The sequence below is a fragment of the Acidovorax sp. Root568 genome (genome assembly GCF_001427445.1).
GTDB lineage: Bacteria > Pseudomonadota > Gammaproteobacteria > Burkholderiales > Burkholderiaceae_C > Acidovorax > Acidovorax delafieldii.
In genome coordinates this window covers 563,935-579,642 of sequence record NZ_LMGP01000001.1, presented here as the reverse complement: position 1 = coordinate 579,642, position 15,708 = coordinate 563,935, and the positions used below count along the sequence as shown (strand labels likewise).

The 15,708-nt window shown below is 67.8% G+C and carries 10 protein-coding genes; all 10 read left to right on the top strand.

Annotated elements, in window-relative coordinates; all coding sequences use genetic code 11:
* Positions 1-105: 105 nt before the first annotated feature.
* The 10 genes from glnE to ASD75_RS02600 all read left to right on the top strand — a co-directional run bounded on the left by glnE (position 106) and on the right by ASD75_RS02600 (position 15,683).
* A complete protein-coding gene (gene glnE, locus ASD75_RS02645; protein ID WP_056743228.1) occupies positions 106-2,871 on the top strand; it encodes a bifunctional [glutamate--ammonia ligase]-adenylyl-L-tyrosine phosphorylase/[glutamate--ammonia-ligase] adenylyltransferase in 2,766 nt (921 codons plus the stop codon).
* A gap of 257 nt (positions 2,872-3,128) precedes the next feature.
* Positions 3,129-3,812, top strand: coding sequence for a CerR family C-terminal domain-containing protein (locus ASD75_RS02640; RefSeq protein ID WP_056742870.1), 684 nt, complete (start codon positions 3,129-3,131; stop codon positions 3,810-3,812).
* Positions 3,813-3,819: 7 nt separating this feature from the next.
* Positions 3,820-5,202: an efflux transporter outer membrane subunit gene (locus ASD75_RS02635; RefSeq protein ID WP_156400931.1), complete on the top strand. Its 1,383-nt coding sequence runs from the start codon at positions 3,820-3,822 to the stop codon at positions 5,200-5,202.
* Positions 5,203-5,469: 267 nt separating this feature from the next.
* The gene (locus ASD75_RS02630; protein ID WP_056743225.1) at positions 5,470-6,684 is read left to right on the top strand and encodes an efflux RND transporter periplasmic adaptor subunit; all 1,215 of its coding nucleotides are present in this window, start codon (positions 5,470-5,472) and stop codon (positions 6,682-6,684) included.
* 12 nt (positions 6,685-6,696) lie between these two features.
* On the top strand, positions 6,697-9,837 hold the full coding sequence (locus tag ASD75_RS02625; RefSeq protein ID WP_056742866.1) for an efflux RND transporter permease subunit: 3,141 nt from the start codon (positions 6,697-6,699) through the stop codon (positions 9,835-9,837).
* 106 nt (positions 9,838-9,943) lie between these two features.
* The gene (locus ASD75_RS02620) at positions 9,944-11,155 is read left to right on the top strand and encodes an HD-GYP domain-containing protein (RefSeq protein WP_056742864.1); all 1,212 of its coding nucleotides are present in this window, start codon (positions 9,944-9,946) and stop codon (positions 11,153-11,155) included.
* A 332-nt stretch (positions 11,156-11,487) separates the two neighbouring features.
* Entirely contained in the window at positions 11,488-12,072 is a 585-nt protein-coding gene (locus ASD75_RS02615) for a glutathione peroxidase (protein WP_056742863.1), read from the top strand.
* Between the two features lie 244 nt (positions 12,073-12,316).
* The gene (locus ASD75_RS02610; RefSeq protein ID WP_056742861.1) at positions 12,317-13,627 is read left to right on the top strand and encodes an NAD(P)/FAD-dependent oxidoreductase; all 1,311 of its coding nucleotides are present in this window, start codon (positions 12,317-12,319) and stop codon (positions 13,625-13,627) included.
* A complete protein-coding gene (locus ASD75_RS02605; RefSeq protein ID WP_056742860.1) occupies positions 13,624-14,415 on the top strand; it encodes a DUF1365 domain-containing protein in 792 nt (263 codons plus the stop codon). Before ASD75_RS02610 ends, ASD75_RS02605 begins: the two co-directional genes overlap by 4 nt.
* Positions 14,416-14,450: 35 nt before the next feature.
* The gene (locus ASD75_RS02600; RefSeq protein WP_056057551.1) at positions 14,451-15,683 is read left to right on the top strand and encodes a cyclopropane-fatty-acyl-phospholipid synthase family protein; all 1,233 of its coding nucleotides are present in this window, start codon (positions 14,451-14,453) and stop codon (positions 15,681-15,683) included.
* Positions 15,684-15,708 lie beyond the last annotated feature (25 nt).

The window sequence follows — 15,708 nt, the reverse complement described above, 5'->3', positions numbered from 1 at the left end:
CTGGCGTGGGTTCACTCGTGACCCGAGTGCCCAGTGAGCTTTTGTATGCCGTCGGGCCCGCAGACCAGCACCCCGCTTCCCATCCAACATCCGGCTGTGGCTGCCATGCATCCTTCTCTGTCTGACCCCCGTTGCCATCAGCCCCTGCCCAAGGGACCTCTGGCCGAGCATTCCCGCTTCTACCAGCGCCTGCACCGCCGCTACGCCAACGACCTGCCGCTGCTGCCACCCGGTGTTCCGGTGCTTGCGACCATGGAGCAGGCCTACGACGCTCTGTGCGCGCGTGGCTGCGACACCGGGACCGCGCTGCGGGTGCTGCGCCAGCTGGTCATGGAACGACTGATCCAGCTGGACTGCGAAGCGCAGACACCGCTGGCCGACATCACCCGGGCCGTGACCGAACTGGCCGAGCTGGCCCTGGACCGCGCCTGCCAGCAGGCGCGCCGCGAGCTGGACGAACGCCATGGTGCCCCGCGCGGCCCACAGGGCCAGCCCGTGCAGCTGTGGATCATCGGCATGGGCAAACTGGGCGCCCGCGAGCTCAATGTCTCGAGCGACATCGACCTCATCTATGTGTATGAGCACGATGGCGAAACCGCCGGCATGCCCGATGGCCGGGGCCGCATCTCCAACCACGAATACTTTGCGCGCGCCGTCAAGGCCATCTACAGCCTGGTGGGCGACACCACCGAGCATGGCTTTGTCTTCCGGGTGGACCTGGCCCTGCGGCCCAACGGCAACTCGGGCCCCGCATCGGTGTCCCTGGCCGCGCTGGAGGAATACCTACAGGTGCAGGGTCGTGAGTGGGAACGTTTTGCCTGGCTCAAAAGCCGCGTGGTGGCCCCCCGCGACTGCATCGGCCGCCCCGAGGTGCAAGCCCTGCGCGGCGTGGTGCTGCCGTTTGTGTTTCGCCGTTACCTGGACTACAGCGTGTTCGATGCGTTGCGCTCGCTGCACAGCCAGATCCGGGACCATGCGTCCAAACGCAGCGCCGGGCACCCCGAGCGTGCCAACGACGTCAAGCTCTCGCGCGGCGGCATCCGCGAGATCGAATTCACCGTGCAGCTGCTGCAGGTGGTGCGCGGCGGGCAGTTCCCCGAGCTGCGCCGCCGCCCCACGCTCGATGCGCTGCAGCGCCTGGCCCATGCGGGCCTGATGCCGCAGGAAACCGCCGACGCGCTGGCCCGGGCCTATGTGTTCCTGCGACGGGTGGAGCACCGCATCCAGTACCTGGATGACCAGCAGACCCACGTGCTGCCCACACGCGACGATGACCTGGCCTGGATCGCCAGCACCCTGGGCTACAAGGACTGCTGCGCCTTCCTGCACGAGCTGGACGCACACCGCGAGCTGGTGGCCCAGGAGTTCGACACCCTGCTGGGTGGCAACGGCAAAAAACAATGCAGTGGCGGTGGCTGTGGTGGCCCCCGGGCAGCGGCACCGCCGCCTCCAGAGCTGGAAGGCCTGCTGGAGCAACTGCCACCGGGCTTTCGCGAGCGTGTGGCCGAGTGGCGCAACCACCCGCGCGTGGCCGGGCTGCGTGACGAGGCGCGCGCGCGCCTGTTCCGCCTGGTGCAGCGCACGGCCCAGTGGCTCAAGGAAGGACGCGTCACCGAAGAGGCCACCGTGCGCCTGGCCAACTGGCTGGAGCCGCTGCTGCGGCGCGAAAGCTATCTGGCGCTGTTGCTGGAGCGGCCCTCAGTGCACGAGCAGCTGCTGCACCTGCTGGGTGCGGCCAAGTGGCCCGCGCGTTACCTGCTGCAGCACCCGGGCGTGATCGACGAACTGGTGGGCGATGCACTGTTATCCGAACGTTTTGTGGTGGCCGACTTTGAACGCGAGCTGGGCATGCGCCTGGCGTCGCTGCGCTCTACCGGCGAGGATGACGACGAAACCCTGCTCAACCTGTTGCGCCGTGCGCAGCATGCCGAGACCTTCCGCACCCTGGCACGCGATGTGGAGCGCCGCATCACCGTCGAGCAGGTGGCCGACGACCTGAGCGCGCTGGCCGACAGCGTGCTGCGCATCACCAGCCAGTGGTGCTGGAGCCGCCTCAAGAACCGCCACCGCGACGAGCCCCAGTTCGCCATCATTGGCTATGGCAAGCTGGGCGGCAAGGAGCTGGGCTACGGCAGCGACCTGGACATCGTCTTTGTATTTGATGACGACGACGAACGCGCGCCTGAGGTCTACGCGGCCTTTGTGCGCAAGCTCATCAACTGGCTCACCGTCAAGACGGGCGAGGGTGACCTGTACGAGATCGACACAGCCCTGCGGCCCAACGGCAACTCGGGCCTGCTGGTGACGAGCTTCGAGGCCTACGCCAACTACCAGCAGCAACGCGGCAGCAATACAGCCTGGACCTGGGAACACCAGGCCATGACACGTGCGCGGTTCGTGATGGGCAGCGAGGCCTTGCGCGAGCGCTTTGACGCTGTGCGCGAGGCCGTCATCACCTCTGCCCGCGACCCGCTGGCGTTGAAAGACGAGATCGTGACCATGCGCGAGCGGGTGCGCTCAGCCCACCCCACGCCCGCCGGTCGCTTCGACGTGAAGCACAGCCCGGGCGGCATGGTGGACGCCGAATTTGCCGTGCAGTACCTGGTGCTCTCGCAGTCTGCCGCCCACCCCGAATTGCGTGGCAACCTGGGCAACATTGCACTGCTGCAGCGGGCCGAGCAAGTGGGCCTGCTGCCCCCAGGCGTGGGCCACGCAGCCGCCGACGCCTACCGCGAACTGCGCCGGGTACAACACGTGGCGCGGCTGGACGAGGCGCCCACCCAGGTCACGCCACCCGCACTGCAGGCCGAGCGCGATGCCGTGCTGGCGCTGTGGTCGGCGGTCTTCGGCTCCGCAGCCCCATCGGCCTGATCGGCCGGGCGCACTGCGCAAGGGATGGCCGACTTCTGGAGGGGTCGCCTTCCCCCTCCCCGCCATATATTGGGACGGTGCAAAACCTCCATCCCATCTGCCCGTCCCTCGCTGCATTCAACAGGTCATCCCTGGCAGAAACACGGCCGAAACACCCACGATATTTTTTGAAACAAAAATTTAATCAATCGTTTGATTAAATAGTGCTGTAATCCGGCTCCATGCCAGATTCAGCCCCCAAGCCAACCCGGCCTTCCATGCCCCCCCCACCGCCCACGGAAGGCGCACAGGCCCGCGCGCGGCTGCTACACGCCGCCTTGCGCCTCTTTGCCGAAAACGGCTTTGCCAAGGCGTCCATCCGCGACATTGCCCAGGCGGCGGGTGTCAACCCGGCCTCCATCAGCTACTACTTTGGCGACAAGAACGGGCTGTACCGCGCAGCGTTCACCGAGCCCATGGGCAGCCCCATCGCCGTGGATGCCTGGCCGGACACCTTGCCTGCGTTCATCGAGCTGCTGATCCAGAGCTTCATGCAGCCCCTGCACGAAGGTGATCTGGTCGAGCTGTGCATGCGCCTGCACTTTCGCGAAATGCTGGACCCCACCGGGCTGTGGCAGCAGGAGCTGGAGTGCGAGATCAAGCCCGCCCACGCCGCGCTCGTCGGCCTGCTGTGCAAGGAGTTCGGCCTGAAAACTGCCGATGACGATGTGCACCGCCTGGCCATGGCCATCACCGCCCTGGCGCTGCAGTACTACGTGGGCCGCGACGTGGTGCAGGCGGTGCGCCCCGGCCTCACCGCCACGCCGCGAGGGCTGGCCGCCACCACATCCCGGCTGGTGGACTTTGCCCAGTTCATGGTGGACGGGGAACGCCGGCGCCGCGCTACGGCCCGAGCGGCCGCCCCCGCCAAAAAAACCTCCTCTCCCCGTACCCCAGAGTGACTTGCACATGCGACTGATCTCACACAAACCCTTGTGGCTGGCGCTGGTCCTGCCACTGGTGGCCTGCTCCACCTCCGCACCACCTGCGCCGGTATCGGCACCCGCACCTGCGGCCTGGAACGCACCCTTGCCGCACCAGGGCTCCCTCACGGGCATGGCCCGCTGGTGGACCCAGCTGCAAGACCCGCTGCTGGTCGAGCTGATCGACGCCGCCCAGGCCGTGAGCCCGGACATCGCGCAGGCCCAGTCGCGCATTGCGCAGGCCCGCGCCACGCAGGTGGGCAGCCGGGCGGCGTTGCTGCCTTCGCTCGACGCGCAGGCCAGCGCCAGCCGGGGCTTCAATGACCAGCTGGCGCGCGTGGCGACCACCTCGCAGGCGGGGCTGCAGGCAAGCTGGGAGCTGGACCTGTTTGGCGCCAACCGCGCCGCCAAAAGCGCTGCCGATGAGCGGCTGGCCGGCGCGCAGGCCCTGTGGCACGAGGCGCGCGTGAGCGTGGCAGCCGAGGTGGCACAGCAGACCAGCAGCATCCGCACCTGCCTGGCCCAGCAACATGTGGCCGAGCGCGATGCGCAGTCCCGTAGCGAAACGTCCCGCCTGTCCCAGCTCAGCGAACGTGCGGGCTTTACTGCGCCCGCCACGGCCGCACTGGCACGCGCCAGCGCCGCCGAGGCCCAGGCCCGCGCCTCGCAGCAACGCATGCAATGCGATGTGGAGGTCAAGGCCCTGGTGGCGCTCACCGGCTGGGAAGAACCCACGCTGCGCACCCGGCTGGCCCAGCCGGTGGCTGCGGCCCCGGACGCTTTGTTCACCATTGACGCACTGCCCGCCCAGGTGCTGACCCAGCGCCCCGACGTGTACAACGCCGAGCGCGAAGTGGCTGCCGCCAGTGCGGACGTCGCCAGCGCCCAGGCCCAGCGCTACCCACGTCTGACCCTCAGCGGCAGTGTGGGTGCGGCCCAGGTGCGCACAGGGGGCGTGACCACCGACCTGAACACCTGGACCATCGGCCCGCTGGCGCTCAGCGTGCCGATCTTTGACGGGGGCCGCCGCGCCGCGCAGACCGATGCGGCGCAGGCCCGCTACGACGAGGCCGCGTCGCAGTACCGCGCCAAGGTGCGCCAGGCCGTGAGCGAGGTCGAGCAAGCCCTGGTGCGCCTGCAAAGCACGGCCGAGCGCAGCGCCAGCGCGCGCACTGCCGCCGAGGGCTACCGCGCGTCGTTCGACGCGACCGAGGCGCGCTGGCGTGGTGGCCTGGCCAGTCTGGTGGAGCTGGAAGATGCCCGGCGCACAGCGCTGGCCGCCGAGAACGCGCTGGTCGCGCTGCAGCACGAACGCCAGACCGCCTGGATTGCGCTGTACCGCGCCGCCGGTGGTGGATGGAAGCTATGAGACACCCCCCTGAGGCGCTTTGCGCCTCGGTGCGTCCGCCGGAGGCGGCCGCTCTTCACCGCCGTCCAAGCCTGCGCAGGCAGGCTCGGAGCCGCGGCGCTCAGCCCCCGCTCTCGCATTGCTGCGCAATCCGGGCAGGGGGACGCAGCCCTCGCTGCGGGGCGGCCCTTGCTGGGCTGCCCTCGTCTGCGCATCGCCAGTTTCGAGCGCAGTGGGCCACGCCCAACACCATGCACAGCTGATATGAACTCCCCAGGACAGATGCACATGCAACACTCCTCTTTCTCCTTCAAGTTTTCCCCCACCGCCTTCGCCGTGATCGCCGCCTGCGTGCTGGCCACGGGCGGTGCGCTGGTTTTCTCGGGCGCATCGCGTGCCGCCGATGAACCCAAGGCGGGCCAGCCCCGGCCTGCGCTCACCGTCAGCACGGCGCAGCCGCAGCGCATGCCAGTGCCGCTGCGCCTGGCGGCCAACGGGAACATCGCCGCGTGGCAAGAGGCGAGCATTGGGGCCGAGAGCAACGGCCTGCGCCTGACTGACGTGCGTGTGAACGTGGGCGATGTGGTCAAGGCCGGGCAGGTGCTGGCCACCTTCTCGGCCGACACGGTGCTGGCCGATGTGGCGCAGAGCCGCGCCAGCCTGCTCGAAGCCCAGGCCAATGCGGCCGAGGCCGCCGCCAATGCCGACCGCGCCCGCTCGTTGCAAGCCACGGGCGCACTCAGCCAGCAGCAAATCCAGCAGTTCACCACGGCCGAGCAAACCGCCCAGGCCCGCGTGGAAGCGGCCAAGGCCGCGCTGAACGCGCAGCAGCTGCGCCTCAAATACACGCAGGTGGTGGCGCCTGACAGCGGCGTGATCTCGGCCCGCACCGCCACCGTGGGCGCGGTGGTGGGGGCAGGCACGGAGCTGTTCCGCATGGTGCGCAAGGGCCGCCTGGAGTGGCGCGCCGAGGTCACGTCCACCGAGCTGCGGCGCATCCAGCCCGGGGCCAAGGTCAGCGTTACGGCTGCCAGCGGCGCCGCGGCCGAGGGCACCGTGCGCATGGTCGCACCCACGGTGGACCCGCAAACGCGCAATGCGCTGGTCTACGTGGACCTGCCCGCCAACACCGACTTCCGTGCCGGGATGTTTGCGCGGGGCGAGTTTGCACTGGGCAGCAGCGACGCACTCACCGTGCCACAAGAGGCGCTGGTGGTGCGCGACGGGTTCTCGTACGTGTTTGTGGTGGGCGGAGACCAGCGCGTGCAGATGCGCAAGGTCCAGACCGGCCGCCGCGTGGCCGACCGGGTCGAGGTGCTGTCGGGCCTGGATGCAGGAGCCTCCGTCGCCGTGCGCGGTGCGGGCTTTTTGAACGATGGCGACCTGGTGCGCGTGGCGGCCCCTGCGGCGGCGCCAGCGGCTGGCAAGCAGTCCTCCAGCCAGCATTTCATGCAAAAAGTGCCTGTAGCGCTAGTGAATCATGCGCAAGCAGCTATCAATTAAGGAGCATTCCACATGAATGTGTCCACCTGGTCCATCAAGAACCCCATACCGGCGCTGATGCTGTTTGTGCTGCTGACCTTCGGCGGCCTGCTGTCCTTCAACGCCATGAAGGTGCAGAACTTTCCCGACATCGACCTGCCCACGATCTCCGTGACCGTGGCGCTGCCGGGCGCCTCGCCCGCGCAGCTGGAGAACGACGTGGCGCGCAAGATCGAGAACAGCATCGCCACGCTGCAGGGCCTCAAGCACATCTACACCAAGGTGCAGGACGGCGGCGCCACCATCACCGCCGAGTTCCGCCTGGAAAAGCCCACGCAGGAGGCGCTGGACGACGTGCGCTCCGCCGTGGCCCGTGTGCGCGGCGACCTGCCGGGCGACGTGCGCGACCCCATCGTCACCAAGATGGACCTGGCCGCGCAGCCCGTGCTGGCCTTCACCATCGCGTCGGCCCGCATGGACGACGAGGCGCTGTCCTGGTTTGTGGACGATGCCGTGGCCAAGAAGCTGCTCACCGTGCGCGGCGTGGGCGCCGTCAACCGCGTGGGCGGTGTGCAGCGCGAGGTGCATGTGGCGCTCGACCCGGTCAAGCTGCAGTCCCTGGGCGCCACGGCGGCCGATGTGTCACGCCAGCTGCGGCTGGTGCAGACGGAGAGTGCCGGCGGCCGCACCGACCTGGGCGGCAGCGAGCAGCCGGTGCGCACGCTGGCCACGGTGCAGTCGGCGCAGGAGCTGGCGGGCCTCACGCTGGCACTGTCGGACGGCCGCCACGTGCGGCTGGACCAGGTGGCCACGGTGACAGACACCATCGCCGAGCCCCGCGCGCTGGCCCTGCTCAACGGCAAGCCGGTGGTGGGCTTCGAGGTCGCACGCAGCAAGGGCGCGAGCGAAGTGGAAGTGGGCGCTGCCGTGCAGGCGGCCCTGCAAGAGATGCGCGCGCAGCACCCGGACCTGGAAATCACCGAGGCCTTCAACTTCGTGCAGCCCGTGCAGGAGGAATACGACGGCTCCATGCACCTGCTGTACGAAGGCGCGCTGCTGGCCGTGCTGGTGGTGTGGCTCTTCCTGCGCGACTGGCGCGCCACCTTCGTGTCGGCCGTGGCGCTGCCGCTGTCGGTGATCCCGGCGTTCATCGGCATGTACTGGCTGGGCTTCTCGATCAACGTGATCACGCTGCTGGCGCTGTCGCTGGTGGTGGGCATCCTGGTGGACGACGCCATCGTGGAAGTCGAGAACATCGTGCGCCACCTGCGCATGGGCAAGACGCCCTACCAGGCGGCCATGGAGGCGGCCGACGAGATCGGCCTGGCCGTGATTGCCACCACTTTCACGCTGATCGCGGTGTTCCTGCCCACGGCGTTCATGAGCGGCATTGCGGGCAAGTTCTTCAAGCAGTTTGGCTGGACGGCGTCGCTCGCGGTGTTTGCCAGCCTGGTGGTGGCACGCCTGCTCACGCCCATGATGGCGGCCTACATCCTCAAGCCCATCGTGGGCGACCACAAGGACCCGCGCTGGATGACGGTGTACCTGCGCTGGGCCGCGTGGTGCATCAAGCACCGGTGGATGACCTTCATTGCCACGGCGGCCTTTTTCATCGGCTCGCTGGCGCTGATCCCGCTGCTGCCCACGGGCTTCATCCCGCCGGACGACAACTCGCAGACCCAGGTGTACCTGGAGCTGCCACCCGGCGCCACGCTGGCGCAGACGCGTGCCGTGGCCGAAGACGCGCGTCAGCGCATCGCCAAGGTGGAGCATGTGCAAAGTGTGTACACCACCATCGGCGGCGGCTCGGCCGGCACTGACCCCTTCATGGGCGGCGCCAGCACCGAAACGCGCAAGGCCACGCTGACCATCTTGCTGTCCGAGCGCGGCGACCGTCCGCGCAAGCAGGGCATCGAGAACCAGATCCGCGCCGCGCTGGAGACGCTGCCCGGTGTGCGCAGCAAGGTGGGTCTGGGCGGCTCGGGCGAGAAGTACGTGCTGGTGCTCACGGGCGACGACCCGCAGGCGCTGACCACGGCCGCATTGGCGGTCGAGAAAGACCTGCGCACCATCCCCGGCCTGGGCAGCATCTCGTCCACCGCCAGCCTGGTGCGCTCCGAAATTGCCGTGCGCCCCGACTTTGCCCGCGCCGCCGACCTGGGCGTGACCAGCAGCGCGATTGCCGAAACGCTGCGCATTGCCACCGTGGGCGACTACGACGTGTCGCTGCCCAAGCTCAATCTGGCCGCACGCCAGGTGCCCATCGTCGTCAAGCTACAGGACGATGCGCGCAAGGACCTGTCGCTGCTGGAACGCCTGCCGGTGCCCGGCGCCAAGGGCCCGGTGATGCTGGGCCAGGTGGCCACGCTGGAGTTCAGCGGCGGCCCGGCCGTGGTGGACCGCTACGACCGCGCGCGCAACGTGAACTTCGAGATCGAACTCTCGGGCCAGCCGCTGGGCGACGTGACCAAGGCGGTGGAGGCGCTGCCCTCCATCCAGAACCTGCCGGCCGGCGTGCGCCAGATCACCATTGGCGATGCCGAGATGATGGGCGAGCTGTTTGCCAGCTTTGGCCTGGCCATGCTCACCGGCGTGCTGTGCATCTACATCGTGCTGGTGCTGCTGTTCAAGGACTTCCTGCACCCGGTGACCATCCTGGCGGCACTGCCGCTGTCGCTGGGTGGCGCGTTTGTGGGGCTGCTGATTGCGCAGAAGAGCTTCTCGATGCCCTCGCTCATCGGGCTGATCATGCTCATGGGCATTGCCACCAAGAACTCCATCCTGCTGGTGGAGTACGCCATCCTGGCGCGGCGCGAGCATGGCATGACGCGCTTTGAGGCGCTGATCGACGCCTGCCACAAGCGTGCACGCCCCATCATCATGACCACGCTGGCCATGGGCGCGGGCATGCTGCCCATCGCCATCGGCCTGGGTGCTGCGGACGCGAGCTTTCGCTCGCCCATGGCGGTGGCGGTGATTGGCGGGCTCATCACCTCCACGCTGCTGAGCCTCCTGGTGATTCCGGCGGTGTTCACCGGGGTGGACGACCTGGGCCAAGGGTTCGGCCGGCTGGCCCGCCGCCTGCGCGGGGGGCGCCATGCCCCGGGCGCACCGGCGGCCCCCACAGCCACAGCCGCCGCCACGGCGCAACCAGCACCGCCCTCCGCCCCCTGAGGCCAAGTCTTGGCGCGCCCCCCGGCGTGAGCCCAAAAAGCAGGGCAATCACGGGGGTCGCGCGGGCTTTGGCGGGAGGTAGCCGTCGGATAATGCAACGCGCACCATGAACCTCGTCAGCCTCAACATCGAATCCATCCAGCTGGGCCATCCCCTGCCTTTTGTGCTGCGGGGGGCCGACGGCGTGTTGCTGGCGCAAAAGGGCTATGTGATCCGCACCCGCGACGAACTGGCCAAGCTGGTCGAACGCGGGCGCGAGCTGTGTGTGGACACCGACGAATCCGGCGGCAGCCACCGCGCCTACCTGGCGCAGCTGCAGCGCATGCTGATCGCCGATACCAACCTGGGCGAGATCGCCGCCATGAAGATGACGGCGGGCGAGCAGGCCGCCGCAGCGGCCGCTGCGCGTTCGGGCAAAACCCTGCCCGACTGGCCCGAGCTGCAGTTGCGCGCCACGCAGCTGCTGCGCGCCCCGTCGCCCAGCGACTTTGGCGGTCGGTTTCAGGCCCTGCACGACGAGCTGGTGCGCCATTGCGAACAGACGCCCGACGCCACGCTGCTGGCACTGATCTATCTCTCGGCCCAGGAAACGCGCATGTACAGCGCCACGCATTCCATGCTGGTCAGCTGCGTGTGCATGGTGGTGGCCCGCGAGATGCTGCGCTGGCCCAGCGGCCGGGTGCAGCAATTGGGGCACGCAGCGCTGAGCATGAACATCGCCATGACCGAGCTGCAGGACCAGTTGGTGCTGCAGACCCAGCCCCTCACCGCGACCCAGATTGCCGCCGTGGAAGACCACGCGGCGCGGTCCGAGGCGCTGCTGCGCCATCTGGGCGTGGCCGACCCGGTGTGGCTGGAGGCCGTGCGCTGCCACCACCACCGCACGCCCGGGCCCCTGGCCAAAAAGACCGAAGCCCAACAAATGGCCCGCCTGCTGCAGCGCGCCGACATTTTTGGCGCCCGCCTGGCCCCCCGCGCCGCACGGCTGCCCATGCCTGTCACTGCCGCCATGCAGGCCAGCTACTACGACGAAGAGCACCAGGTGGACGAGGCCGGCGCCGCCCTCGTCAAGACCCTGGGCGTATACCCCCCCGGTGCCTTTGTGCGCCTGGCCAGCCGTGAAGTGGGCGTGGTCATCCGCCGGGGCACCACCGCCACCACCCCCCGCGTGGCCGTGGTGACCAACCGCGACGGCATGGCCACGGGCGAGCCCATTCCCCGCGATACGGGCATGCCGCCCTGGAAGGTCACCGGTGTGGTGGCTTTCAAGGATGTGCGGGTCAACCTGTCGCTGGACCGCCTGCTGCAGATGATCTGACGCCTGGGAGGGCGCTGCGAGCCCCCCGGTTCTGCGTGCCGCCGCTGTCTGCGGCGGACAACCCCCCCCTGTTTTCGGCATTGAGCGTCGCCTCATGCCTGGCTCCTGGTGCCTGGCACCGGGTCTGACGCCGCGCTCGCCCCTTTTCCCTGCCTGGTGATCGGCCGGCGCCGTTTGGGCTGCACGGCCGTTTTGGGCCTCTCACCCCGTTGCTTCCGAAATCTGAATCCAAATGCGTTCGCACCACGTAAACCATTCAGTACAAATAAAAACTCATGTGGACAAAAAATGATGAAATGGTTAAATTGGCCGCACTCACTGCCCAAAGTCCTATGAACCGCCTTACAAGACTCCTCTCGACAGCCACCGCGCTGGCGGCCTGGCTGCTGCTGGCGCCCGCCGCCCAAGCGGCCGATGCGCCTGCAGCGTGCCCGGCCACGCTGCAGCACACCTTTCCGCGCCTGCAGGACGAAAAGCCGCAGTCGCTTTGCCAGTACAGCGGAAAAGTGGTTCTGGTGGTCAACACGGCCAGCTTCTGTGGCTTTACCGGCCAGTACAAGGGGCTGGAAGAGCTGTATGCCCGCTACAAGGACAAGGGGCTGGTGGTGCTGGGCTTCCCGTCCAACGACTTTGCCCAGGAAAAAGGCAGCAACAAGGAAATCGCCGACTTCTGCGAAAACACCTTCGGGGTGAAATTTCCCATGTTTGCCAAAAGCAGCGTGAAGGGCCCGGAGGCCTCGCCGCTGTACCAGCAACTGGCGCAGCTGTCGGGCACGGCGCCCCGCTGGAACTTCCACAAATACCTGCTGGGGCGCGACGGCAAGCTGGTGGACAACTACTCCAGCCTGACCGGGCCGGACAACAAGGGCCTGGTGCGTGCCATCGAACAGCAGCTCGCCCTGCCCACACCCCGGTGAGCGCAATGACTTCTTTACATTTCTTGAAAAAAAATACAGGCGCCCTCTGGAACTTCGCCGGAGCGGCCTCACTCTATCCATTGCGCAAGACGATTGCGCAGCGTACAGTTTTAATGTTGCGAAGCCTTTCGGGCCCCCGGGTTCCGACTGACCTCCTGGAGCGCTTCTCCTCCCTCCCTCTCTTATTCGTTTCGGGACGCTTCGCAACCTTTTTATTCCGTGCACCGGCCAGAGGGAGCCGGTCATGAAAATCGCCATCATCGGCTCCGGCATCTCCGGGCTTTCCGTCGCGCACCAGCTGCGCGGCCAGGCGGACATCACGCTGTTCGAGGCGGGCGACTACTTCGGCGGTCACACCCACACTGTCGATGTCACCCTGCCCGATGCGTCAGGCACCCCGGTCACCCACGGCGTGGACACCGGCTTTCTGGTGTTCAACGAGCGCACCTATCCCCACCTGATCCGCCTGTTGGCCGAGCTGGGCGTGGAGACGGCCAAATCCGACATGTCGTTCTCGGTGCAGGTGCCCGCAGCACTGGGCGGCGGCCGCGCGCTGGAATGGAGCGGCACCAACCTCAGCACCGTGTTTGCCCAGCGTTCCAACCTGGTCAACCCGCGCTTTCTGGGCATGCTGCGCGACCTGCTGCGCTTCAACCAACTGTGCACGCGCATTGCCGACAAGCAGGCCGAGGCAGCGCTGATGCAGCCCCTGGGAGACTTCTTGCGCGAGCACCGCTTTGGCGACGCCTTCCGTGACTGGTACTTCCTGCCCATGCTGGGCTGCATCTGGAGCTGCCCCACCGACCAGATGCTGAAGTTCCCCGTGGCTACCATGATCCGGTTCTGCCACAACCATGGGCTCATCCAGGTGAGCAACCGCCCGCAGTGGTGGACGGTGTCTGGCGGTGCGCGCCACTATGTGGACAAGATCGGGGCGGGCATTGCCGACAAGCGCCTGAACACCCCCGTGCGCCGCATCGAGCGCGATGCCGCCGGGGTGCGCGTGGTGACCGCAGGCCACACCGAACACTTTGACCAGGTGGTGCTGGCCACCCATTCGGACCAGTCGCTCGCGCTGCTGGCCCAGCCTTCGACGCAGGAGCGCGCCGTGCTCGGCTCCATCCGCTACCAGGCCAACCGCGCCGTGTTGCACACCGATACGTCCGTGCTGCCGGCGCGCCGCGCCGCCTGGGCTGCGTGGAACTACGAGCGCGCCCAGCAACGCAGCCGGGAGTCGGCCCGCGTGTGCCTGCACTACCTCATCAACCAGCTGCAACCCGTGCCCTTTGCGCAGCCCGTGGTGGTGTCGCTCAACCCGGTGCGCGACATTGCGCCTGAGCATGTGATCGGCAGCTACGAATACGCCCACCCGGTGTTCGACATGGCCGCTATCCGCGCGCAGCAGCAGGTGGGCAAGCTGCAAGGGCAGCAGCACACCTGGTTCTGCGGCGCCTGGACGGGCTACGGCTTCCACGAAGACGGCCTCAAATCGGGCCTGGCCGTGGCCGAGCAATTGCTGGCCGCCCTGCCGGCCCCCCTGGCGGAGGCTGCGTGAGCCACGCGCCGGCCCCCACCGCAGCGCCCCTGATCGGCTTCGGCCAGGTGCGCCACACGCGGCTGCGGCCCCGGCGGCATGCGTTCGCCTACCCCACGTTTTTCCTGATGCTGCCGATGCGCAGCCTGCCCGGCATGCGTGGGGAGCTGGCTGTGAACCGGCGTGGCGCCATCAGCTTCCATGACGTGGACCACGGCGACGGCCGCAGCGCCGCGCAGGGCGGGGCGCTGGCCTGGCTGGACGAGTTGCTGCGCACCGAAGGCATCACCGACGCCACGGGTGAGGTGTGGCTGCACTGCTACCCCCGTGTGCTGGGCTACACCTTCAAACCCGTGAGCTTCTGGTACTGCCACCGTGCCGATGGCCACCTGCGCGCCATCGTGGTGGAGGTCAACAACACCTTTGGCGAGCGCCACTGCTACCTGCTGGATGCGCCGCAGTACGGCGTGGAACAGCAAGCACGCAAGGTGTTCCACGTGTCTCCTTTCTGCGAGGTGAGCGGCGGTTACCGCTTTCGTTTCATGCGCACCGAGGCCGGTGCACAGGACGCAGGCCGCACCGTGGTGCGCATCGACCACGACGACGACACCGGCCCGCTCATCCAGACCAGCGTGAGCGGCTCCCTGCAGGCCATCACTGCACAGACCCTGCGCCAGGCGCTCTGGGGCTACCCCGCCATGACGCTGGCCATCATTGCCCGCATCCACTGGCACGCGCTGCAGCTGTGGCTCAAGCGCGTGCGTTTCCATCGCAAGCCCGAGGCGCCTGCCTCCATCGTGACCCGTTGATCTCCATGTCGTTCCAGCCCCGCGAGACCGCCGCCATGAACTCCACCACCGCCACCCGCTCCGACCGCAACGCGCAGGCCCTGCCCGCAGGCACGCCGGCAGCCGCCCGCACCGCGCTCAGGCTGCTGCAGCGCCTGCAGCACGGCCACCTCACGGTGCAGTTGCCTGACGGCACCCTGCAGCACTTCGGGCACGGCGATGGCCCGTCGGCGGCGATCACGCTCAAGAACTGGAATGTCTGCAGCGCAGCGCTCAAGTCGGGCGACATCGGCTTTGCCGAGAGCTACATCGCGGGCGACTGGACCACCCCGCACCTGACCGATCTGCTGAAGCTCTTCATCGCCAACCGCCAGCAGGTGGAAGGCGTGATCTACGGCACCTGGGCCGGCCGGCTGCTGTACCGCATCAAGCACCTGCTCAACCGCAACACCCGCGCCAACAGCCAGAAGAACATCCACGCCCACTACGACCTGGGCAACGCGTTCTACGAACTCTGGCTGGACGACACGATGAACTACTCGTCCGCCTGGTTCGAAGGCGATGCAGGCGGCGACATGCGCGCGGCCCAGCACGCCAAGGTGCGGCGCGCGTTGCGCATGGCCGGTGTGCAGCCAAATTCCCGAGTGCTGGAGATCGGCTGTGGCTGGGGCGCGCTGGCCGAGATGGCGACCGTCGAATTCGGCGCCCACCTGACGGGCGTGACGCTCTCCACCGAGCAGCTCGCCTTCGCGCAAAAGCGCATGGCGCAGCAAGGGGTGGCCGAGCACGCCGACCTGCGCCTGCAGGACTACCGCGACATCCAGGACGGCCCTTACGACGCCATCTGCTCCATCGAGATGGTCGAGGCCGTGGGCCGCGAATACTGGCCTACCTACTTCCAGTCGGTGAACCGGTTGCTCAAGCCCGGCGGCCGGGCCTGCATCCAGAGCATCGTCATCGACGACAGCCTGTTCGAGCGCTACATCAGCTCCACGGATTTCATCCAGCAGTACATCTTCCCGGGTGGCTGCCTGCCGTGTCCGCGCGAGTTCCGCCGAGAGGCCGAGGCGGCGGGCCTGCGCGTGGTCGACGAGTTTGCGTTTGGCCAGGACTACGCCGAAACCCTCAAGCGGTGGCGCGAGCGCTTCCTCGCGCAGCGCACGCAGATCCTGCAGCTGGGGTTTGACGAGCGCTTCATGCACATCTGGGAGTTCTACCTGGCGTATTGCGAGGCGGCGTTTGCGATGAGCAACATCGACCTGGTGCAGTACACCCTGGCCAAGGACTGATGATTGCTATGAAAAATATAGCTGC